Annotated in this window: 18 protein-coding genes; 9 read left to right on the top strand and 9 right to left on the bottom strand. The window is 72.3% G+C overall.

Features of this window, described 5'->3' with window-relative positions; translation table 11 throughout:
• Positions 1-56 precede the first annotated feature (56 nt).
• The 6 genes from ribH (at position 57) to ABZ956_RS27675 (ending at position 4,855) form a co-directional block, all read left to right on the top strand.
• Positions 57-542 (top strand): 6,7-dimethyl-8-ribityllumazine synthase, encoded by a 486-nt coding sequence (ribH, locus tag ABZ956_RS27700; RefSeq protein ID WP_361899242.1) that lies wholly within the window; start codon positions 57-59, stop codon positions 540-542.
• Between the two features lie 33 nt (positions 543-575).
• Positions 576-845 carry a phosphoribosyl-ATP diphosphatase gene (locus ABZ956_RS27695; RefSeq protein WP_071963644.1) on the top strand — a complete coding sequence of 90 codons (270 nt, stop codon included), beginning with the start codon at positions 576-578 and terminating at the stop codon, positions 843-845.
• A 53-nt stretch (positions 846-898) separates the two neighbouring features.
• The gene (gene hisG / locus ABZ956_RS27690; protein WP_361899239.1) at positions 899-1,747 is read left to right on the top strand and encodes an ATP phosphoribosyltransferase; all 849 of its coding nucleotides are present in this window, start codon (positions 899-901) and stop codon (positions 1,745-1,747) included.
• Between the two features lie 49 nt (positions 1,748-1,796).
• A complete protein-coding gene (locus ABZ956_RS27685; protein ID WP_361899236.1) occupies positions 1,797-2,240 on the top strand; it encodes a PH domain-containing protein in 444 nt (147 codons plus the stop codon).
• A gap of 159 nt (positions 2,241-2,399) precedes the next feature.
• Positions 2,400-3,749: a hemolysin family protein gene (locus ABZ956_RS27680; RefSeq protein ID WP_361899233.1), complete on the top strand. Its 1,350-nt coding sequence runs from the start codon at positions 2,400-2,402 to the stop codon at positions 3,747-3,749.
• Positions 3,746-4,855, top strand: coding sequence for a hemolysin family protein (locus ABZ956_RS27675; RefSeq protein WP_361899232.1), 1,110 nt, complete (start codon positions 3,746-3,748; stop codon positions 4,853-4,855). Before ABZ956_RS27680 ends, ABZ956_RS27675 begins: the two co-directional genes overlap by 4 nt.
• Before the next feature lie 38 nt (positions 4,856-4,893).
• On the opposite strand, the gene ABZ956_RS27670 is transcribed toward ABZ956_RS27675, so the two are convergent.
• Positions 4,894-6,810: an AAA family ATPase gene (locus tag ABZ956_RS27670; RefSeq protein WP_361899229.1), complete on the bottom strand. Its 1,917-nt coding sequence runs from the start codon at positions 6,808-6,810 to the stop codon at positions 4,894-4,896.
• A 532-nt stretch (positions 6,811-7,342) separates the two neighbouring features.
• On the bottom strand, positions 7,343-7,966 hold the full coding sequence (locus tag ABZ956_RS27665; protein ID WP_361899226.1) for a hypothetical protein: 624 nt from the start codon (positions 7,964-7,966) through the stop codon (positions 7,343-7,345).
• Positions 7,967-8,135: 169 nt separating this feature from the next.
• On the opposite strand from ABZ956_RS27665, the gene ABZ956_RS27660 reads away from it, so the two are divergent.
• A complete protein-coding gene (locus ABZ956_RS27660; protein ID WP_361899224.1) occupies positions 8,136-9,509 on the top strand; it encodes a peptidase C39 family protein in 1,374 nt (457 codons plus the stop codon).
• Positions 9,510-9,521: 12 nt separating this feature from the next.
• On the opposite strand, the gene ABZ956_RS27655 is transcribed toward ABZ956_RS27660, so the two are convergent.
• The gene (locus ABZ956_RS27655) at positions 9,522-10,658 is read right to left on the bottom strand and encodes an MBL fold metallo-hydrolase (protein WP_361899222.1); all 1,137 of its coding nucleotides are present in this window, start codon (positions 10,656-10,658) and stop codon (positions 9,522-9,524) included.
• A 514-nt stretch (positions 10,659-11,172) separates the two neighbouring features.
• Between ABZ956_RS27655 and ABZ956_RS27650 the strand changes: the two genes are divergently transcribed.
• Positions 11,173-13,353: an EAL domain-containing protein gene (locus ABZ956_RS27650; RefSeq protein WP_361899358.1), complete on the top strand. Its 2,181-nt coding sequence runs from the start codon at positions 11,173-11,175 to the stop codon at positions 13,351-13,353.
• 71 nt (positions 13,354-13,424) lie between these two features.
• On the opposite strand, the gene ABZ956_RS27645 is transcribed toward ABZ956_RS27650, so the two are convergent.
• On the bottom strand, positions 13,425-13,847 hold the full coding sequence (locus tag ABZ956_RS27645) for a DUF779 domain-containing protein (protein ID WP_361899219.1): 423 nt from the start codon (positions 13,845-13,847) through the stop codon (positions 13,425-13,427).
• A 166-nt stretch (positions 13,848-14,013) separates the two neighbouring features.
• On the opposite strand from ABZ956_RS27645, the gene ABZ956_RS27640 reads away from it, so the two are divergent.
• Positions 14,014-14,664, top strand: coding sequence for a DUF4291 domain-containing protein (locus ABZ956_RS27640; RefSeq protein ID WP_361899216.1), 651 nt, complete (start codon positions 14,014-14,016; stop codon positions 14,662-14,664).
• 10 nt (positions 14,665-14,674) lie between these two features.
• On the opposite strand, the gene ABZ956_RS27635 is transcribed toward ABZ956_RS27640, so the two are convergent.
• The 5 genes from ABZ956_RS27635 to ABZ956_RS27615 form a co-directional block, all read right to left on the bottom strand.
• On the bottom strand, positions 14,675-15,469 hold the full coding sequence (locus ABZ956_RS27635) for a class F sortase (RefSeq protein WP_361899213.1): 795 nt from the start codon (positions 15,467-15,469) through the stop codon (positions 14,675-14,677).
• Positions 15,470-15,488: 19 nt separating this feature from the next.
• The gene (locus tag ABZ956_RS27630; protein ID WP_361899210.1) at positions 15,489-16,208 is read right to left on the bottom strand and encodes a hypothetical protein; all 720 of its coding nucleotides are present in this window, start codon (positions 16,206-16,208) and stop codon (positions 15,489-15,491) included.
• 221 nt (positions 16,209-16,429) lie between these two features.
• On the bottom strand, positions 16,430-17,452 hold the full coding sequence (locus ABZ956_RS27625; RefSeq protein ID WP_361899207.1) for an alpha/beta fold hydrolase: 1,023 nt from the start codon (positions 17,450-17,452) through the stop codon (positions 16,430-16,432).
• A 283-nt stretch (positions 17,453-17,735) separates the two neighbouring features.
• The gene (locus ABZ956_RS27620; RefSeq protein WP_361899204.1) at positions 17,736-18,572 is read right to left on the bottom strand and encodes an alpha/beta hydrolase; all 837 of its coding nucleotides are present in this window, start codon (positions 18,570-18,572) and stop codon (positions 17,736-17,738) included.
• On the bottom strand, positions 18,569-19,162 hold the full coding sequence (locus tag ABZ956_RS27615; RefSeq protein ID WP_361899201.1) for a WHG domain-containing protein: 594 nt from the start codon (positions 19,160-19,162) through the stop codon (positions 18,569-18,571). The genes ABZ956_RS27620 and ABZ956_RS27615 overlap by 4 nt, the downstream gene beginning before the upstream one ends.
• Positions 19,163-19,193: the final 31 nt, after the last annotated feature.

The following is a 19,193-nucleotide window of genomic DNA, read 5'->3' as shown; positions in this document are numbered from 1 at the left end:
ACCACCGATCCACCGAACCGACGTACGACCGACGTACCGAACGAGGAGAGCGACACGTGAGCGGCAAGGGCGCACCCGAGCTGAGTGTGAAGAACTGCCAGGACCTGCGGGTGGCCGTGATCGCCGCGCAGTGGCACGAGAAGGTCATGGACGGCCTCGTCGACGGCGCCCTGCGCGCCCTGCACGACCTGGGCATCGACGAGCCCACCCTGCTGCGCGTACCCGGCAGCTGGGAGCTGCCGGTGGTCGCCAAGGTCCTCGCCGGCCGCGGCTACGACGCGATCGTCGCCCTGGGCGTCGTCATCCGCGGCGGCACCCCGCACTTCGACTACGTCTGCGAGGGCGTGACCCAGGGGCTCACCAAGGTCTCCGTCGACACCGGCGTGCCCGTCGGCTTCGGCGTGCTGACCTGTGACACCGAGGAGCAGGCCCTGGACCGCGCCGGGCTCGACGGCTCGGCCGAGGACAAGGGCCACGAGGCGGTCACCGCGGCCGTCTCCACGGCGATGATCCTGCGCTCGGTGTCCGAGCCCTGGCACTGACCCACCGGGTGGACCCCGTAGGGTAGGACCACCATGTCCAAGAAGACGTTCGAGGAGCTCTTCGCCGAGCTCCAGCAGAAGGCCTCCGGCGACCCCGCCACCTCCCGCACCGCCGAGCTGGTGGGCAAGGGCGTCCATGCCATCGGCAAGAAGGTCGTCGAGGAGGCCGCCGAGGTATGGATGGCCGCCGAGTACGAAGGCGCCGAGGCCACCGCCGAGGAGATCTCCCAGCTGCTGTACCACCTTCAGGTGATGATGGTGGCCCGGGGGATCTCCCTCGACGACGTATACGCTCACCTCTGACCCGCACCACCCACCCCCCTTCAGCACCGCACTCCACAAAGGAAAACCACCTCATGCTGCGCATCGCCGTCCCCAACAAGGGTTCTCTCTCCGAGCCTGCGTCGGCGATGCTCCATGAGGCCGGCTACCGCCAGCGCAAGGACCGCAGGGAGCTCGTCCTCGTCGACGCCGACAACGAGGTCGAGTTCTTCTTCCTGCGCCCCCGCGACATCGCGGTCTACGTCGGCTCCGGCAAGCTCGACATCGGCATCACCGGCCGCGACCTGCTGCTCGACTCCGGCTCCCGGGCCGAGGAGATCATGCAGCTCGGCTTCGCCGGCTCGACCTTCCGCTACGCCACCCGCCCCGGCACGGCGAAGGACGTCAGCGAGTTCGGCGGCATGACGATCGCCACGTCCTTCTCCGGCCTGGTCACCAAGCACCTCGCCGACAACGGCGTGGACGCCTCCGTCGTCCACCTCGACGGTGCCGTCGAGACCGCCATCCAGCTCGGCGTCGCCGAGGTCATCGCGGACGTCGTCGAGACCGGCACCACCCTGCGCAACGCCGGCCTGGAGATCATCGGCGAGCCGATCCTGAAGTCCGAGGCCGTCGTCATCCGCCGCCACGGCGCCCCCGCCGACGACCCCAAGGTGCAGCAGTTCCTCCGCCGCATGCAGGGCGTCCTGGTGGCCCGGCGCTACGTGATGATGGACTACGACATCCGCGTCGAGCAGGTCGAGCGCGCCGTCGCCCTGACCCCCGGCCTGGAGTCGCCGACCGTCTCCCCCCTGCACCACGAGGGCTGGGTCGCGGTCCGTTCGATGGTCCCCTCCAGGGACGCCCAGCGCATCATGGACGAGCTGTACGAACTGGGCGCCCGCGCCATCCTCACCACGGGCATCCACGCCTGCCGCCTCTGAGCGCCCCCTTCCCCGCCCGGCCCGTATCCGCACGAAGGCGACCCACGACGTGTCCACCCCCGAGCTGCCCGTCACCTTCCGCCCGACCCGTACCCGCGTCGTGCTGCTGAGCATCGGCGGCGCCCTGTTCGCCGTGCTCACGGCGCTCTCGCTGATGCTGGAGTCGTTCACCGCGGGGGACCGGACCACCTTCATCTGCACCGGCCTCCTGGGCCTGGCCGTGCTCGGGCTGCTCAGCCGCCCCAAGGTCGTCGCCACCGAGGACGGTGTCACCGTCACCAACCTCACGACGACCCGGCGGCTGGCCTGGGCGCAGATCGTGCGGGTCAATCTGCGCGCCGGCGACCCCTGGGTCTACCTCGACCTCTCCGACGGCACCAGCCTGCCCGCCATGGGCATCCAGACCGGCATCGCCAAACAGCAGGCCATCGCCGACGCCCGTGCCCTGCGCGCGCTCGCCGAGACGCACGGCACGGGCCGCTCCGCGACCTGAACCGGCGCGGCTCCCGGTTCCATGATTACTCTGGTGTCACGGGCACACACGTGCCCCGCCCCGCACCGGGGCACACCTGCGAACCGAGGAGTGACTTACTCCGGCAATGGACGGACCGTCCTGTAGTACCTGCGCCGCCCCCCACAGCGAGGCGGCGTCATGAGTATCACCGTGTCTCTTCTGCTGCTCGCGGCAGCGCTGCTCCTCATCCTCGCGAACGGCTTCTTCGTCGCCGCCGAATTCGGCCTGGTGACCGTGGAGCGGCCGGAGGCCGAGCGGGCCGCCGCCGACGGCGACCCGCGGGCCCGCACCGTCGTCGCGTCGCTGCGCGAGCTCTCCTTCCAGCTCTCCGGCACCCAACTGGGCATCACCATCACCTCCTTGGTGGTCGGCATGCTCGCCGAGCCCGCGCTCGGCCGGCTGCTCACCGGCCCCCTCACCGCGGCCGGGCTCCCGGACGGCGCCGCCCCGGGCGTCGCCGTCGTCACCGGCATGCTGCTCGCCTCCGCCGTCCAGATGGTCGTCGGCGAGCTGGTGCCCAAGAACTGGGCCGTCTCCCGGCCGCTGCAGGTCGCGCGGTTCGTCGCCGGCCCGCAGAGCCTGTTCGCCCACTTCTTCCGGCCCGTGATCACCCTGCTCAACACCGTCGCCAACCGGCTCGTACGGGCCCTGGGCGTCGAGCCCGCCGAGGAGCTGGCGTCCGCCCGCACCCCCGGCGAACTCGTCTCGCTCGCCCGGCACTCGGCCCTGGCCGGCGCCCTGGAGCAGGACACCGCCGACCTCTTCGTCCGCACCCTGTCGCTGGGCGGGCTGACCGCCCAGCATGTGATGACCCCCCGGGTGAAGGTCAGCGCCCTGCAGTCCACCGCGACCGCGGAGGACGTCCTCAACCTCACCCGTGCCACGGGCCTCTCGCGCTTCCCCGTCTACCGGGAGCGGCTCGACGAGGTCGTCGGCATGGTCCACCTCAAGGACGCGCTCGCCGTACCCGGCCACGAACGGCTGCGCACCCCCGTCGGCCGGATCGCCGTCGCCCCCATGCTCATCCCCGGAACCCTGCCCGTACAGCCGCTGCTGGAGCGGCTGCGCAGCGAGCAGCCGATAGCCGTCGTCGTCGACGAGTACGGCGGCACGGCCGGGGTGGTCACGCTGGAGGACATCGTCGAGGAGCTCGTCGGCGAGGTCCGCGACGAGCACGACGCCGCCGACGCCGGGCGGCCGCAGCTGGCCCCGGTGGCCTGCGAGGACGGCCGCCAGGCGTGGGAGGCCGACGGCGGCTGCCGCGTCGACGCGCTGCGGCGCATCGGCCTGGAGGCGCCCGACGGCCCGTACGAGACGGTCGCCGGACTCGTCGCCGGCCTGCTGGGCCGCATCCCCGCCCCCGGGGACGGCGCCGAGCTGCCCGGCTGGCGGCTCTCGGTGCGCCGGGTCGGACACCACCGCGCCGAACGGGTGCGGTTCGTCCGTACCGAGGTCCGTGCCGAAAGCCTGACGGGGGCGCGGCGATGAACGTGCTGCAACTGCTCTTCGCGGTGCTCCTGGTGCTCGCCAACGGCTTCTTCGTCGGCGCCGAGTTCGCGCTCGTCTCCGTGCGCCGCAGCCAGATCGAGCCGAAGGCCGCCGAGGGCTCCGGGCGCGCCCGTACGGTCCTGACGGGGCTGGAGAACCTGCCGCAGATGATGGCGGCGGCCCAGTTCGGGATCACCGTCTGCTCGCTGACGCTGGGCGCGGTGGCCGAGCCGACGGTGGCGAAGCTGCTCGAGCCGCTCTTCCACGCGGTGGGGCTGCCCGAGGGGCTCATCCATCCGCTGGGCTATGTGATCGCGCTGGCCCTGGTGGTCTTCCTGCACCTGGTCATCGGCGAGATGGTGCCGAAGAACCTGGCCATGTCCGCCCCCGACCGGGCGGCCCTGTGGCTGGGGCCGGGGCTGGTGACGTTCGCCCGGCTGTGCCGGCCGGTCACCCGGCTGCTGGGCGCGTGCGCCCACGGCGTGCTGCGGCTCTTCCGCGTCGAGCCCAAGGACGAGGTGGAGGCGGTCTTCACGAGCGAGCAGCTGACCCACCTCGTGGAGGACTCCCGCCAGGCCGGGCTGCTGGAGCCGGAACAGCAGGAGCGGCTGGAGGACGCGCTGGGGCTGGGCAGCCGCCCGGTCACGGACGTCCTGCTGGACCCGGCCACGCTGGTGACGGTCGACCCCTCGGTCACGCCCCGCCAGGTCGAGGAGCTGACGGTACGCACCGGCTACTCCCGCTTCCCGATATGCGCGACGGGCCGTGCCGGCAGCGCCGTGATGGGCTACCTGCACGTCAAGGACGTGCTGGACCTGGAGGACCGGGACCGGGCCGTGCCGCAGCACATCTGGCGGCGCGTCGAGACGCTGCGGGCGGAACTGCCGCTCGACGACGCGCTGACGGTGATGCGCCGGGCCGCCGCGCACCTGGCGGCGGTGACGGACGCGTCGGGCCGCGTGCTGGGGCTGGTGGCGCTGGAGGACGTGCTGGAGAAGCTGGTCGGCGAGGTGCGCGATCCGGCGCACCGCGAGACGGCGCCCGCTCCGGCGGTCCGCGTCACGGAAGCGCGCGTGCCGCAGGCCCAGGAGGCGATGGCGGGCTGAGTTCGCACCCGGACGGGCTGAACGCAGCCCGTCCGGCATCAGGGCGCGGGATCCTGCGGATCCCGCGCGTCGCCCTGGCGGCGGCGCGGGGAGCCCCAGCCGGGGCCCGACAGCACCTCCCCGTACGCCTGCATCAGGTCCGGCAGCCGCAGCGTGGCCAGGTCGTCGCGGGTGGGCGTGCCCGGATAGGCCGACAGGCGCAGGTCGCGGTACGCGCAGCTCTTCTCGTACAGGGTGCGCAGGAAGCGGCCGTTGCCGAGCTCGTCGATCCAGCCCTGTTCGACCACGTGGCCGCTGATGCTGCGCAGCTCCTCCAGGGCCTCCTCGTCCCAGGCGTCGCCGTTCTCGGCGGCCAGTACCTCGCCGATGCTGGTGAGTTCGGCGGGGCGGTAGCTGGGGAAGTCCACGCGGGTGGTGAAGCGGGAGTGCAGGCCGGGGTTGGCGGCCAGCAGGCGGTCCATGCCCTCGGGGTAGCCGGCGAGGATGACGACGAGGCGGTCGCGGTTGTCCTCGGCGCGCTTGAGGAGGACCTGCAGGGCCTCGTCGCCGTAGGCGTCGCCCTTGCTGTAGCCGGAGTTGGAGAGGCTGTAGGCCTCGTCGACGAAGAGCACGCCGCCGAGGGCGGAGTCGATCAGTTCGTTGGCCTTGACCGCGGTCTGGCCCAGGAACTCCCCGACCAGGTCGGCCCGCTGGGCCTCGACGAGGTGGTCGCCGCCGAGCAGCCCGAGGGCGTAGAAGACGCGGCCGAGGATGCGGGCGACCGTGGTCTTGCCGGTGCCGGAGGGGCCGGAGAAGACGAAGTGGCGCTTGGGGGGCTGGACGGGCAGGCCCTGGCCGGCCCGTAGCCGGGCCATGTGCAGCTGCGCGGACAGCGCCCGCACCTGTCGTTTGACGGGTTCCAGGCCGACCATGCGCTCCAGTTCGGCCAGGGCCTTGGCGAGCAGGACGGGGTCCGAGCGGCCGGGCAGCGGCGGGGGACCGGGCTGGGCGGGCACGCGCAGCTTCTCGCGGACGCCGTCGGCCTCGACGGGGGCGTTGCCGGTGGGGGCGGGGCCGGTGCCGGTGAGGACGTCGCGGCCCTCGAGGGGGTCGGGAGCGGTCTGGGCCTCCGGTTCGCCGCCCGCGTCGGGGGGATCGGGCAGGGACGCGCCCAGGGGCACGGGCGGCAGGTCCACGTGCTCGTCGTCCAGTCCGTCGCCGTCCGCGATGGCGGTGAGCCGGGCCGAGGTGTCCATGAAGGAGGGGTCGACGCGGTGCACGGCGCGGTACAGGGGCAGCGCGGCGGCGCTGCGGCCGGTGCCCTCGTGGGCGCGGGCGAGCCAGTAGCGCAGCTCCTTGCGCTGCGGCTGTTCGCTGCGGCAGCGCATCAGCGCGGCGGCCAGCAGCGGTTCGGCGTGCCCGTACATCTCCAGCCGCACCCGGGCCATGCCGCCGAAGAGCCCGGCCTCGATGCCGAGCAGCGGGTCGTCGAGGAGGGGTTCGGTGTGGCGTACGAGCTGTTCCCAGTCCTTGACCAGATAGGCGCGGCAGGCGTGCAGGAAGCGCACCTGGGGGTCGGTCTCGACGGGCGGGCAGCCGGCGAGGGCCCGGTCCAGCTCGGGCACGTGACGGCCGTCGAGCCAGTGGGAGGCGTGGGCGAGCAGCAGGTCGCGGTGGCTCTCCAGCACCGGCTGTACCCACCAGCCCAGCCAGTACCAGGAGTTGAGGGGGCGTCGGTGGCGGGAGCGCTGTTCGCCGAACCGGTCGCGGTGGCGGTACATGCGCAGCAGCGCGGTGGTGGTCTCGGCGCGCAGCGCGTGCAGGCCGAGCCAGGCGTCGGCCATTCCCGGGTCGACGCGGACGGCGGCCCTGAACTCCTTCTCCGCCTCGGTGTACGCGCCCATGGTGTAGGCGTCGACGGCGCGCAGCCAGGCGAGATCGGCCGGGGCGGGCGGGCCCTGCATGCCGAGATCCATCACGTCCCCCACAAACCTGCCCCCGTAGCGTGCCGTGCGCCGGGCGAGTGCCTTGGCCGCGCCTTTCCGAACTACTGTGCTGTGGACGGGAGTTGCCGGCCGTACCGGCGCGGTCCCGTCGAGGGTGCCCGAGGCGGTGCCCGGAGCCGCCCGCCGATGGGTGCGCCGCCTCGCATCGTACCTGCGCGGTCGGGGTCGGCCGAAGGGTGCGGGGGCGCAGATCGCCGCGTGGGCGTGAGCCGGGGGCGGTCGCGAAAGCGACCCGGAGAGCGGTCACCCAGGGTGACGCGCCGGGAGGGTTTCGCGGAACAAAGGGCTCAAATCGCTGCGCGGGACGCAGTACGAAGCCCCCGATCACGGGGGAACAACCGGGGGCTTCGCTGCTGCAAGCGGCTTTCGTCCGCCGCACATTGAGAACGTAAGTCCTGTACGCCCCCCGGGTCAAGCCGAGTTGGGGCACTCGGCGGGGAATGCTCGCAGGTGGGGAGCGGACCGACGGCGGGCGCTCACTCAGGGTGAGGTACGGCCCGGATCAGTCGGTTTTCTGAGGCCCCGGCAGCAACATGTAACCCTCTTTTCGCTGTAGTACCAGTAGTTCCGCGTACGGGCGGGTGGGGTCGGTTGTGAAATGCCTGCGCTCCGCTCGCTTCCAGCCGTCCCAGAATTCGGTCAGTTCGGGACCGTCGCGGAGTTGACCCCTTTCCCAGGAGCCCTCATCCGTCAACTCCATCCACAACAGGCATGCCAGGTAAGGGCGGAGCGCGCGCCGCCCCGCCCCGACGCCCTCCACCAGCACGACCGGCGCGGCCCGCAGGACGCGCTCCTCGGTGAAGGCGCGCGCCACCCAGTCGTAGGTGCGGTAGCGGGCGTCCTCCCCGCGCGCGAACGGCGCCAGGATCCACTCCCGCAGCCGCCCGATCCACTCGAACAGCTCCTCGTGCGTCGCCAGGTCGTCCAGGTGCAGCACGGGCGCGCCGCCCAGGGCGGCCGACAGCCGCCCGGCGAAGGTGGTCTTCCCCGACCCCGCGTGGCCGTCCACGGCGACCAGCCGCACCGGGCCGACGGAGGGGGGCAGCGCCCGCAGCCGGCGGGCCAGGGCGTCGAGCGGGTCGGGGGAGGGCCCGGGGCCCGGACCCCGGCCGTGGAGATCGTTCACCGGACCACCCTAGGACCGGTCCCCGCCCGCCCGGGCATTGAGGGCGCGCCGCACGGGGAATCACTGGCCTGGACCGTCCGCGCGGCGCGATAGTGGTGCGGCCCCTGTTCTCCTTACCGGCCGGACCGTGCCCGCAGCCCCATCCACCCATGACTGGGGGACCACCGTCATGTCCAGCAGACCCACACCCCGCCGCACCGTGCTCGCCGCAGCCCTCGCGGTCACGGCGGCCGCCTCGCCCCTGTCCTCGGTCGCGTCCGCCTTCGCCGCGGCGCGCGGCGGCGGCCCGGAGCGGCCGGCCGGCTCCGTCGACTACCGGGCCTGGACCACCTTTCCCCAGTGGGCCGGCGGCCGGGGCGCCGGCACCCGCGTCCTCGGCGGCGACCGCCCCGGCCTGGTCCTCGACCGGCCGATCGGCACCCTCGAATACCGGGACCCGCACACCGGCACCACGGGGCGCTGGGAGTACGCCACCTGGCTCTCCCCCGTCAGCGCCCTGCCCGCGCCCGCGACCGAGATCGTCGTGTCCTGGAACGCCCGCACCCCCGCCGGCACCTGGCTCCAGACCGAGCTGCGCGCCACGTACACCGACGGCACCCGCTCGCCCTGGTACGTGATGGGCCGCTGGACCTCCGGGGACGCGGCCGGGGACATACGGCGCACCAGCGTCGACGGGCAGGGGGACAAGAAGAGCAGCGTCTCCACCGACACCCTCGCCGTCGACGACCCGGCGAGCGGGCTGCGCCTGGCCTCCTACGAGCTCCGGCTCACCCTCCACCGCAAGCCGGGCAGCCGGCTGACGCCCACCGTCTGGCGGCTGGGCGCCATGGGCTCCGACATCCCCGACCGCTTCACGGTGCCCGCCTCGCGGCCGGGGGAGGGGGCCGGCCACAAGCTGAGGGTGCCCCGCTACTCCCAGGAGATCCACAAGGGCCAGTACCCGGAGTACGACAACGGCGGGGAGGCGTGGTGCAGCCCCACCTCCTCCCAGATGGTGCTCGAGTACTGGGGCCGCAGGCCCACCGCCGAGGACCTCGCCTGGGTCAACCCCGCCTACGCCGACCCCCAGGTCTGCCACGCCGCCCGCCACACCTACGACTACCAGTACAAGGGCTGCGGCAACTGGCCGTTCAACGCCGCGTACGCCGCCACGTACCACGACTTCCAGGCGGTGGTCACGCGCCTGCGCTCGCTGAACGAGGCCGAGCGGCTGGTGAAGGCCGGGATCCCGCTGATCACCTCCCAGTCCTTCCTCGCCTCCGAACTCGACGGGGCCGGCTACGGCACGGCCGGCCACCTGATGTGCGTGGTCGGCTTCACCGAGGAGGGCGACGTGATCGCCAACGACCCGGCCAGCCCGTCGAACGCGGCGGTGGAACGGGTCTACAAACGCCGCCAGTTCGAGACCATTTGGCTGCGCACCAAGCGCCACAACGCCCAGGGGGAGGTCAGAAGCGGCACGGGAGGCATCTGCTACCTCTACTTCCCGTTGCGTCCGACCACCCGTCAGGCGCGGGCGCTGGCGTCGGTGGGCGTGCGCTGAGCCGCGGCCGGGCTAGAGCTCCAGCTGCCGCAGGTGGCGCGGCTGAAGCACGCGGCTGCCCAGGGGCTCGACGATCCGGCGCAGGTTCTCCACGGCCCCGGTGTCGACGGTCGATCCGATGCCGGGCGAGGTCAGCCGGGTCAGCATCGAGTCGTGGTGGCTCGGTACGACGACCGGCGGGTTGCCCAGCGCCCTCATGGCGCGCTCGACGTACTGGTGCACGGCCGTGTGCCCGCTGACGCCCAGCACCAGTACGTCCGGACGCGCCCCGGCGACCTCGCGCTCGGCGAAGTTGGCCGTGCCGCTGAGGAACATCACCCGCAGGCCGTCGGCGCCCAGGGTGACCTGGTAGGCGAGCGAGCCGCCCTCGACCAGGTCCGCCAGGGTGCGCGGCCTGGCGGGCCGGGAGACGAGCGTGCCGGGGGCGAAGTAGCCGTAGGAGCCGTACTGGCTGTGCAGGCTGCGGAAGACCTCCACCGTGTAGGCCGGCGCCTCGTCGCGGCCGGCGGGGAAGCGCAGGTACTCGCCTCCGCTGACGACCACACAGCTCTCCAGGCGCCTGGCGCTCACCCCCATGCCGGCCAGCAGGTGCCGGTGCGTCTCGCCGCACAGCGTCCGGATGGTGGCCTTCGCCCAGTCGCCGCCCCGGTCGAGCAACTGGGGCACGTCGAGGAGGTGGTCGAAGTGGCCATGGGTTACCAGCACCAGCTCCGGCGCGCCGCTCAGGTGCCGGGCCGCCACCTCCTCGACCACCGCCGCGTCCGGCCGGAGCGCGCCCTTGGCGTCGATGGCCTCACCGCCCGGGACGCGGTACTCCTGGCGGGAGAGGTAGGGGTCCACGAGGATGTGGTGGCCGTTGAACGACAATTCCCAGCCGGCCACTCCCAGCCAGCGCAGTCTCGCCCCCGAGCCGGCCGCGCGCTCGCGCCGCCGCCGGGTCTCCTCCCGCACGTCGCCGCCGGCCGTGGGGGCCGCCTGCGCGGGCGCGGCGCCCAGGCCCGCCCCGACGGCCAGGCCGCCCGCCGCGCCCGCCACCGCGCCCCGCAGCAGCCCGCGCCGCCCGACCTGAGCCCCGCCGGGCTCATCCGCGCCGCCCGCCCCGCCCGTCCCGCTCGCCTGGCCGCCGAGACCCGCACACGTACCGCACATGGCTTTCCGCCCCTCCTGAAGATCATGACGAAACGTTGACGCGCGCCGCAGGCGCCCGGGTTGCGGCGTTCGCGCAGGTCACAGGAGACGCATCTCACGCGCGAGGAGGGTTTCGCGCCGTCGTGAGGGGCACCCCACAGGGGTGAACACGGGCGTTGGCCGAATGCGGATGACCCATTTCCGCTTGTTGCTTCCATTCGAACGAACGATCAGTAGCCTTCGCTCAACACCCCACGACATTCCTGCGATTGAGCTGGAGACACACTCTGATGGAGCGTCCCACCCCGGCCCCCCGGGGCGTCGACCTGCCCGTGCGCGGCTACCGCGCGGTCGGTTCTCCGTGGCTGACGAGCCCTCGTGAGAATGCCGTGCGCCCAGGCGCCACGCACGGAGATCCGGCGAAAGCCGGGCTCGCGGGGGTGGGGTGGCGGCCATGACCGGAATGTCCAGTGGCAGAATGCTGTCCGTGGATCAAACCGTCACCCCGGTTTCGTATGGCGCCGTGGACTCGGCCATGGGCACCGCCATGGCCGTGGGCAAGGCCGGCCCCGGCTTCCGGGACGACCGGCTGCGGCGGTTCGCCGCCATCTGGAGCCGTGCGGTCTACCCGGCCACGGCGGGCGTCATGGTGCGCCCCATGACACGGGCTCAGTTCGAGCGTTACCTCGTCCCCCTGGCCGGCGTGCTGCGCGACACCCTGTACGCCCGCCCCTTCGACCCCCGGCCCGCCGGCGAGGTCGGCGCGGCACTGGTCCGCGCGCACTGCACCGACCCCGAGGCCCTGCCGCTGATCCTCGGCGTCATCGACGCCTACCTCGTCCTCTACCTCCCGCCCGACCAGCCCATGCCGGCCGAGGAGACCCGCGCCCGCTGCTCACGCGTGCAGCACGCCGTCGCCACCGGATTCGCCCGCGCGCTGGCCGAACGCGCCCGTGCCGAGCAGGCGGCCGCCTCCCGCACCGCCCGCGCCGCGCAGAGCGAGACCGAACGCGCCCTGCACGCCAGCGAGGCACGCTTCCGGGCGATCTTCGAGGGCAGCGCCGTCGGCGTCGGCATAGCGGACGTCGACGGCCGCATCATGGACGTCAACGAAGCGCTGATGCGCATGTTCCGCAGCCCCGGCCGCACGGCGAACGGCCGCAACGTCGGCGAGTTCGTCCACCCCGACGACTCCCCCGAGATCTGGGGCCTCTACCGCGAGCTCGCCCGCGGCGACCGCGACCACTACCGCGTCGAGAAGCCGTTCTACCGCAGCGACGGCAGCGTCCTGTGGACGGATCTGTCGGTCTCCCTCCTGCGCGACGCCGACGGTGAACCCCAGTACCAGATAGCCCTCCTGGAGGACATCACCGAACGCCGGCAGCTGCACGAGCGCCTGCGCTACGAGGCCACCCACGACGCTCTCACCGGACTGCCCAACCGGACCCTCTTCTTCGAGCGCCTCGACGGCGCGCTGGGGGAGAGCGGGGGCGGAACCGGGGGCTTCGGTCTGTGCTACCTCGACCTCGACGGCTTCAAATCGGTCAACGACAGCCTCGGCCACACCGTCGGGGACCGGCTGCTCGTCGCCGTCGCCGACCGGCTGCGCGCCTGCGCCACCGCCCCGCACGAACTCGTGGCCCGCCTCGGCGGCGACGAGTTCGTGGCCCTGACCACCGGCCCCGGCGCCGCCGGCGACGTGACCGCCCTCGCCCGCCGCATGCTCGCCGCGCTCGCCGAGCCCGTCCACCTCGACGGCCGGGACCTGTCCGTACGCGCCAGCATCGGCGTCGTCGACGGCCGCGGCGGACAGCTCGGCGCGGCCGAGGTGCTGCGCAGCGCCGACATCACCATGTACCGGGCCAAGGCCGCCGGCGGGAACCGCTACGAACTCGCCGACGCCGCCTGCGACGCCCGCGTCATCGCCCGGCACAGCCTCACCAACTGCCTGCCCGCCGCCCTCGACAACGGCGAGTTCTTCATCGAATACCAGCCACTCGTACGCCTCGAGGACGGCACCGTACGGGGCGCGGAGGCCCTCGTGCGCTGGCTGCACCCCGTGCACGGGGTGCTCGGCCCGGACCAGTTCATCCCGCTCGCCGAGAGCACCGGGCTGATCGTGCCGCTCGGCCGCTGGGTCCTGCAGGAGGCCGCCCGCCAGGCCCGCTCCTGGCACACCGAGGGCGACCGCCGCGCCCCCCTGCGCGTCAACGTCAACCTCTCGCCCTCCCAGCTGCGCTACCCCGCCCTGGTCGCCGACACCGTCGCCGTCCTCGCCGACGTGGGCCTCGACCCCTCCGCCCTGTGCCTGGAGGTCACCGAGAACGCCCTCATCGGCGCCGACGAGGAGGAGCTGCGCCCCCTGCGCCAGCTCGCCGACCTCGGCGTCGACATCGCCCTCGACGACTTCGGCACGGGCTACTCGAACCTGTCGTACCTGCGCCGGCTGCCGGTCAGCACGCTCAAGCTCGACCGTTCCTTCACCCGCGGCATGCAGCGCGCGCCGGCCGACCCCGTCGACGTGAAGATCGTCGAAGGGATCGTCTCCCTGGCCCACACCCTCGACCTGTCGGTCACGGTCGAGGGCGTGGAGACGGGGACCCAGGCCGACCACCTGCGTTTACTGGGCTGCGACACGGCTCAGGGCTGGTACTACGCCCGCCCCGGGCCGCCGGAGCGCCTGCACACGCTGTCGCTGGCGGACGCGGCGTCGTAGGGGTCGTACGCGTCGTACGCGTTTGTCCGGGGTGGGAGGGGTGGCAGGGGGGAGTGCCGGGGCCGGTCGGGTCAGCTCGGCCGGCTGCCGGGCACGGGTGCCTCGCGCCCGCGGCCGTCGAGCAGGCGTGCCTCCTCGTCGGTGAGCAGCCGTGAGCGGATCAGGAACCGCACTCCCTCGGGCGCCTCGAGCGAGAAGCCGCTGCCGCGCCCCGGCACCACATCCACCGTCAGGTGGGTGTGGCGCCAGCGCTCGAACTGCTCGGCCGACATCCAGAACCCGACCGGCTCCTCCACCTCCTCCACGGTCAGCTCCGCCAGCAGCACATCGGAACCGCCCGTGCGGAACTCGCCGCGCGGATAACACATGGGCGAGCTGCCGTCGCAACAGCCGCCGGACTGATGGAACATCAACGGCCCGTGCTTGGCCCGCAACTGACGCAGAAGCCGGGCGGCCGCAGGGGTCAGCGCGATGCGGGAGACGCTCTCGTTCATGAGGGGCACCCGGGCGTGCGGGGTAAGTGCGAAATCATGGAATATCCCTCCTCGATGTGCTGGGGGACGACAGCCTGCCCGTGCCGCCAACTGATCGCCAGGGGTACGGCGCGCACCGCGCGGTAATGCGGTGGCACACGCGGGCCGGTTACCCCATTCTGTCGGGGTGAAAGAACCACAGGTCACAGAGGAACGGCTCGGCGGACAGGCCCCGGGGGAGGCGGAGCCGCGCTACCGGATACGGGCCCTGCACACGGCGGACACCGTGACCGTCTACCAGGCCTACGCCCCGCGGCTCGGGCTGCCCGCGGCGCGCGACGGCCGCTTCCCGGCCGCCTGGAAGCGGGACCGGATGACATGGATCAAGCCGTCGTTCCTGTGGATGATGTACCGCTGCGGCTGGGGCGCCAAGGAGGGCCAGGAGACCGTCCTGGCCATAGAGATCAGCCGCGAGGGCTTCGAGTGGGCGCTGCGCCACGCCTGCCTGTCGCACTACGAACGCGGCCTCCACGCCGACCGGGCGACCTGGAAGAAGCAGCTGAAGGCCGCTCCGACGCGCGTCCAGTGGGACCCCGAACGCGACCTGTGGCTACGGGCGTTGCCGTATCGCTCGCTGCAACTGGGGCTGTCGGGCGAGGCGGCCCGCCGCTACGCGGACGAGTGGACGGTCGCCATCAGGGACGTCACCCCGCTCGCGAAGCGCATCCGCGGGCTCGTGGCGGAGGGCGCCGTGGACGAGGCGGCCCGGCTGCTGCCGCGGGAGCGCCCGTACGAGGTGGCCGACGAGGACGGACCGCTGTCGCGCCTGCGGCCCTGAGGCCCCTCGGTCAGGTGGCCGCGCCGGGTTCGTCGGACGGGTCCGCGGTGCCCGCGGATCCGGCTCCCGACCCGGAGTCCGGGTCGGCTCCGGAGTCGGTCCCCTGGCCGTTCCCCGGGGCGGTCGGCGTGACGGCGCCGGGGGGCACCCGGCCGGCTCCGGTCAGATACGCGGAGACGACCACGTTGGCGGTGTACTCGTGCTGGGCGCGGTCGTAGTCCCCGCCGCACGTGATCAGGCGCAGCTCGGCGCGCTTGAGGTCGGGCGCTCCGTAGACCTTGTCGGCGTCGAACTGGTCGTTCGCGACGGTCGTGACGCTCTCGACGGTGAACTCGGCGACCGTTCCGTCCGTGCGCGTGACGTTGATCTTCTGTCCGCGCTTGACGTTGCCGAGCTCGTAGAAGACGGCGGGGGACTGCTTGGTGTCGACATGGCCCACGAGGACGGCGGCGCCACTGCTGCCGGGTTGAGGCCCGTCCTGGTACCAGGCGACAGCGTTGGGCCGCTCGTACGGGGGTGCCTCGACGCCGCCCAGCGCGTCGAGTCCGTGCGCCTCGATGGGGGCCCGGAGCCCGATCGCCTTGATGGCGAGCGTCCGGGGGCCTGCCCCCGGCAACGGTCCGTGTGCCGGGGGCAGGCTGTGCGCGGGAGGGCGGCCTGCGGTGGCGACGTCACCGGTCTTCGGGGCCGTGGTTATCGGCTCCTCGGTGTTGCCGTTGCCCAGTAGCCACAGGGCCATGAGCAATGCCGCCCAGGCCACCCTTGTCAGCAGACGGCTGTAGCCGCCTGTGCGCACCTCTGACATATCGCGGATTCGCTTCCTGTCACTGCTTGGCCGCGTTGGCGCGACGGCGGTACCAGATCAGCCCGCCGGCGATGCCCACCGTGGCACCCGCGAAGGCGAGTGCCGGGGTGTCGAGAGCCGAGGACTCGGAACCGGCCACGTTGGCCGTGGCGCCACCACCCGCGTGCGCGTGGTGACTCGGCCGGCCGTGGTGCTCCTTGCCGCCGTCGTGGTGGTCGCGCCCGTTGTCGTGGTCGCGTCCGCCGTTGTGGTGGTCGCGGCCGTGGTCGTGGTCGCGGCCCTTGTCGTGGTCGTCGTGGTCACGGCCCTTGTCGTGGTCGCGACCCTTGTCGTGGTCGTCGTGGTCGTCCCGGCCGTTGTCGTGGCCCTTGTCGTGGTCGTCCCGGTCGTGGTGCTTACGACCGTCATGGTCGTCACGGCCGTTGTCCTCGTCGTCGCAGTCGTCGTCACGACCGTCGTGGTGGCCCTTGCTGTGCTTGCCCTTGTCGTGGTCGTCGTCGCAGTCGTCGTCGTCACGACCGTTGTGATGGTCGCGGCCCTTGTTGTGCTTGCGACCGTCATCGTCGTCGCAGTCGTCATCGTCGTCGTGCGTGGTGGCGAGGCGACTGTCGACCTTGGTGGTGGACAGCTCAACCGTCCCGGCCTTGGCGGACGGGTCGTTGAGGGCGTAGGCGGCGGGGGCCGCGCAGACGGCAACTGCCGTAAGAGTGCCGCAGAGTGCGGTACGGATTGATTTCACGGGGTGTACCTCCTTGCTTCCGAGGTTCACCCGGCAACCCGGGCGGAGCATCCGCAGGGTAGCCGTATTGCTCCATTCGGTAAGGGATTCCGGCCGGATGGGTGGCATGGCCCGGGATTTCGGCTGAATTCCGGGCGGCGGAGGCTTGGGCGGCGGCGCCGAACCGAGCCCCCGCGCCGCAGGTGGAAGGCCCTTGCGCGAGGTGGGCGGGGGACGCGTCGTCAGGAGGCGGGCGTCGGCCCCGCTATGTGCTCACTGATCCACTCGATGGGGCCCTTGCCGAGATTCGGGGCATAGGAGGCGCCGTCGTGCCTGCCGCCCTCGATGGTGTGCAGGTAGGTGTGGACCGGGCCCTGGGTGTAGGTGGCCATGAATTTCTTGACGTCGGGCAACGTGTGCTTGTTGCTCTCCCTGGTGCCGACCTGGAAGGCGAGATAGACGTCCGGCCCCTTGGTGTCGATCAGCCGCTTGGCGAGGACCTCGGGGTTGTTCTCCGCCTTCTCCTTCTCGTGACCGTTCCAGAGGGGAGAGTCGGGGACGACGTCCGGCCCGTTGGCGATGACGGCCTTGAACTTGTCCGGGTGCTTCAGTACGGCCTTGAGCCCGGCGAATCCACCGGTGGAAGAGCCCATGAAAGCCCAGCCGTCGCGCGACTTCAGGGTACGGAAATTGGCCCTCATCAGGTCCGGGACGTCCTCGGTCAGCCAGGTACCCATCTTCGGCTGCCCCGGGATGTCACTGCCGTCCCAGTAGATTCCCTTGTCGTCCGGCCCCGGATTCAGTACCGGCATGGCCAGCAGGAACGGCTTGCTCTTGCCCTCCTTGTACCACTTGGCCATGTTCTCCTGGAACCTGAATCCGGCCCACCAATAGTTGGTGCCGTAGCCGGGCCCGCCGGGCAGAGCGATCATGACGGGGAAGCCACTCGTGGCGTACTTCGGGTCGTCCGTGTACTCCTTGGGAGCCCAGACCCACACCTTCCCCTTGAAGCCCGACTTCTTGCCGTCGAGGGTGACGACGCTGACGTGGGTGCCGTCCTCCAGGGTCCTCGCGTTCTTGAAGGCAGCGGCGGGACCGGTCGGCATCAGCACCTTGGAGTCGGCGGCCTTGTCGCCACTCCCGTTCTTGCCGCCATTTCCGCCATTTCTGCCATTCCCCGTGTCCTGGGACCGGCCCGGATCGACCTTGCCGTAGCTGACGGGGTCGCCCTTGTCCGTGAACGGAGGTATCTCGAAGTGGCTCATGACGGGCCAGGCGATCAGCCCGAGCACGACGACGCACGCCGCGACGATGCCCCATCGCCTCGCCCACGGCCGGCGAGGCCCCCGTGGTGGGTGAGTACCGGAAGGTGAACGCGTCATCGGCTGGCTCCGCAAGGGTCCGCTGCCCCGGAGGGCACATGGCAAGGTGATGTGCCCTTGTGGAGGGGTGAGCGGGCCCTCGGCGTTCCCGGAACGGCCGTGAACATCGCCACAGGGAGGGGCAGGCGCCCGGGGGCGCCATGAGCCCCCGGTGGCGGAGCCGGGGCTACGCGCGGAAGACCTTCCGCAGGAGTTCGCCGAACTCGGCGGGGTGCGTGGTCAGGCCGGTGTGGCCGCCGGGGAAGTGCAGGAGCTCCGTGCCCAGCCGCTCGGCCAGGAGCGCCGCCGGACGGTACGGCAGTTCGCCGCGTGAGTCCTGGCCGCAGGCGAGCACGAGCCGGTCCGACAGCGTCTCCAGGCGGTGGATGTCCGGCGCGTAGGACATGAAGCCGGGCACGATGCGTCCGACGAAGTACGGCAGGTCGGCCATCGTCCGCTCGGCCCGGGCCGCCGCCTGGGGCGGAAGCTTGACCTCGGTCTTCGGCCCGGCCGTGTCGCCGTCCTTCTTCAGGCCGGCGGCGAACACGGCCATCGCCGGCATGAGCCCCTCGGTACGGAACGTCTCCTCCACGCGTGCTAGGAGCGCACGGTGTTCGAGGACGTCCGGAAGGACCTCCACCAGCGGCGGTTCGTGCGCCACGAGGCGTTCGACGCGATCGGGACGGGTGGTGAGCAGGTGCACGGCGGCGATCGCGCCCGAGCTGCCGCCGAACACCCGGGCGGGCTCACCGGGCGACAGCAGGTCCAGCATCCGCAACGCGTCGTCGGCGTGCTCGGCCACGCGCTGCTCGGCTTCCGGGTCGTCCAGCGGGCTGCGGGACATGCCGCGCGGGTCGTAGGTCGCGACGGTGTATTCGGCGGCCAGGTCGTCCGCGACGTCGTCGAAGGAGGCCGCGCCGCCCGTCCCTCCGGGGATCAGCAGCAGGAGCGGGCCCCGGCCCCGTACCTCGTAGTGCAGGGTCGCGCCGTTCACGCGCAGGTTGCCGATGGTCCGGTCGGTCATGAGGGGTCTCCTTCTCGGGACGGGGGCCAGTGCTCCAGGAGGGTGTGCAGGGCGTCGAGGGCGCGGACCCAGGACTGCCGCGGCGAACGCTCGTGCCCGAACCCGCCCGCGGCCTCCAGGGCGACGAACCCGTGAAACGTGCTGCGCAACAACCGGACAGCGTCGGTCAGGTCGGGCTCGGCCAGTCCGTAGCCGCGCAGCATGCCGTAGGTCAGCTCGACCGCGCGCCGCGGTCCGGGCGCCCGCGCGGCCAGCTCCGGGTCGATCTGGATCGGGGTCTGCGTCGCCATGTAGCGGCCCGGATGCCGGTGGGCGTACTCCCGCCAGGCGTTGGCATACGCGACCAGCGCGTCCTTGCCCGACCGCCCGGCGGTCGCCTCCGCGATACGGATGGTCTTCTCGTCCGCCGCCAGCAGCGCGATCCGTCCGCGCAGATCCTCCAGGTTGCGCACGTGCGTGTACAGGCTCGCGTCCCGCACGCCGAGCCGCCGCGCCACCTGCGACATGGTCACCCGGTCGAGCCCGACCTCGTCCGCCAGCTCGGCACCCGCGAGCGTCACCCGCTCCGCCGACAACCCGGCCCGTGCCATATGCCCTCCACGTGTTCCTAGGGGTTCTAGT

Origin of the sequence: Streptomyces sp. NPDC046261, assembly GCF_040646235.1 — a bacterium.
Taxonomy (GTDB): domain Bacteria; phylum Actinomycetota; class Actinomycetes; order Streptomycetales; family Streptomycetaceae; genus Streptomyces.
The sequence above is the reverse complement of the archived record's forward strand: the minus strand, read 5'-3'. Positions and strand labels throughout refer to the sequence as shown.

Bases quoted from the DNA above. Each gene is read 5' to 3' on its own strand.
- ABZ956_RS27660 (WP_361899224.1), top strand. From the start codon at position 8,136: ATGTCCAGCAGACCCACACCCCGCCGCACCGTGCTCGCCGCAGCCCTC.
- ABZ956_RS27670 (WP_361899229.1), bottom strand. From the start codon at position 6,810: ATGGATCTCGGCATGCAGGGCCCGCCCGCCCCGGCCGATCTCGCCTGG.
- ABZ956_RS27695 (WP_071963644.1), top strand. From the start codon at position 576: ATGTCCAAGAAGACGTTCGAGGAGCTCTTCGCCGAGCTCCAGCAGAAG.
- ABZ956_RS27675 (WP_361899232.1), top strand. From the start codon at position 3,746: ATGAACGTGCTGCAACTGCTCTTCGCGGTGCTCCTGGTGCTCGCCAAC.
- ABZ956_RS27645 (WP_361899219.1), bottom strand. From the start codon at position 13,847: ATGAACGAGAGCGTCTCCCGCATCGCGCTGACCCCTGCGGCCGCCCGG.
- ABZ956_RS27650 (WP_361899358.1), top strand. From the start codon at position 11,173: ATGGGCACCGCCATGGCCGTGGGCAAGGCCGGCCCCGGCTTCCGGGAC.
- ABZ956_RS27620 (WP_361899204.1), bottom strand. From the start codon at position 18,572: ATGACCGACCGGACCATCGGCAACCTGCGCGTGAACGGCGCGACCCTG.
- ABZ956_RS27615 (WP_361899201.1), bottom strand. From the start codon at position 19,162: ATGGCACGGGCCGGGTTGTCGGCGGAGCGGGTGACGCTCGCGGGTGCC.
- hisG (WP_361899239.1), top strand. From the start codon at position 899: ATGCTGCGCATCGCCGTCCCCAACAAGGGTTCTCTCTCCGAGCCTGCG.
- ABZ956_RS27655 (WP_361899222.1), bottom strand. From the start codon at position 10,658: ATGTGCGGTACGTGTGCGGGTCTCGGCGGCCAGGCGAGCGGGACGGGC.
- ABZ956_RS27680 (WP_361899233.1), top strand. From the start codon at position 2,400: ATGAGTATCACCGTGTCTCTTCTGCTGCTCGCGGCAGCGCTGCTCCTC.
- ABZ956_RS27635 (WP_361899213.1), bottom strand. From the start codon at position 15,469: ATGTCAGAGGTGCGCACAGGCGGCTACAGCCGTCTGCTGACAAGGGTG.
- ABZ956_RS27625 (WP_361899207.1), bottom strand. From the start codon at position 17,452: ATGAGCCACTTCGAGATACCTCCGTTCACGGACAAGGGCGACCCCGTC.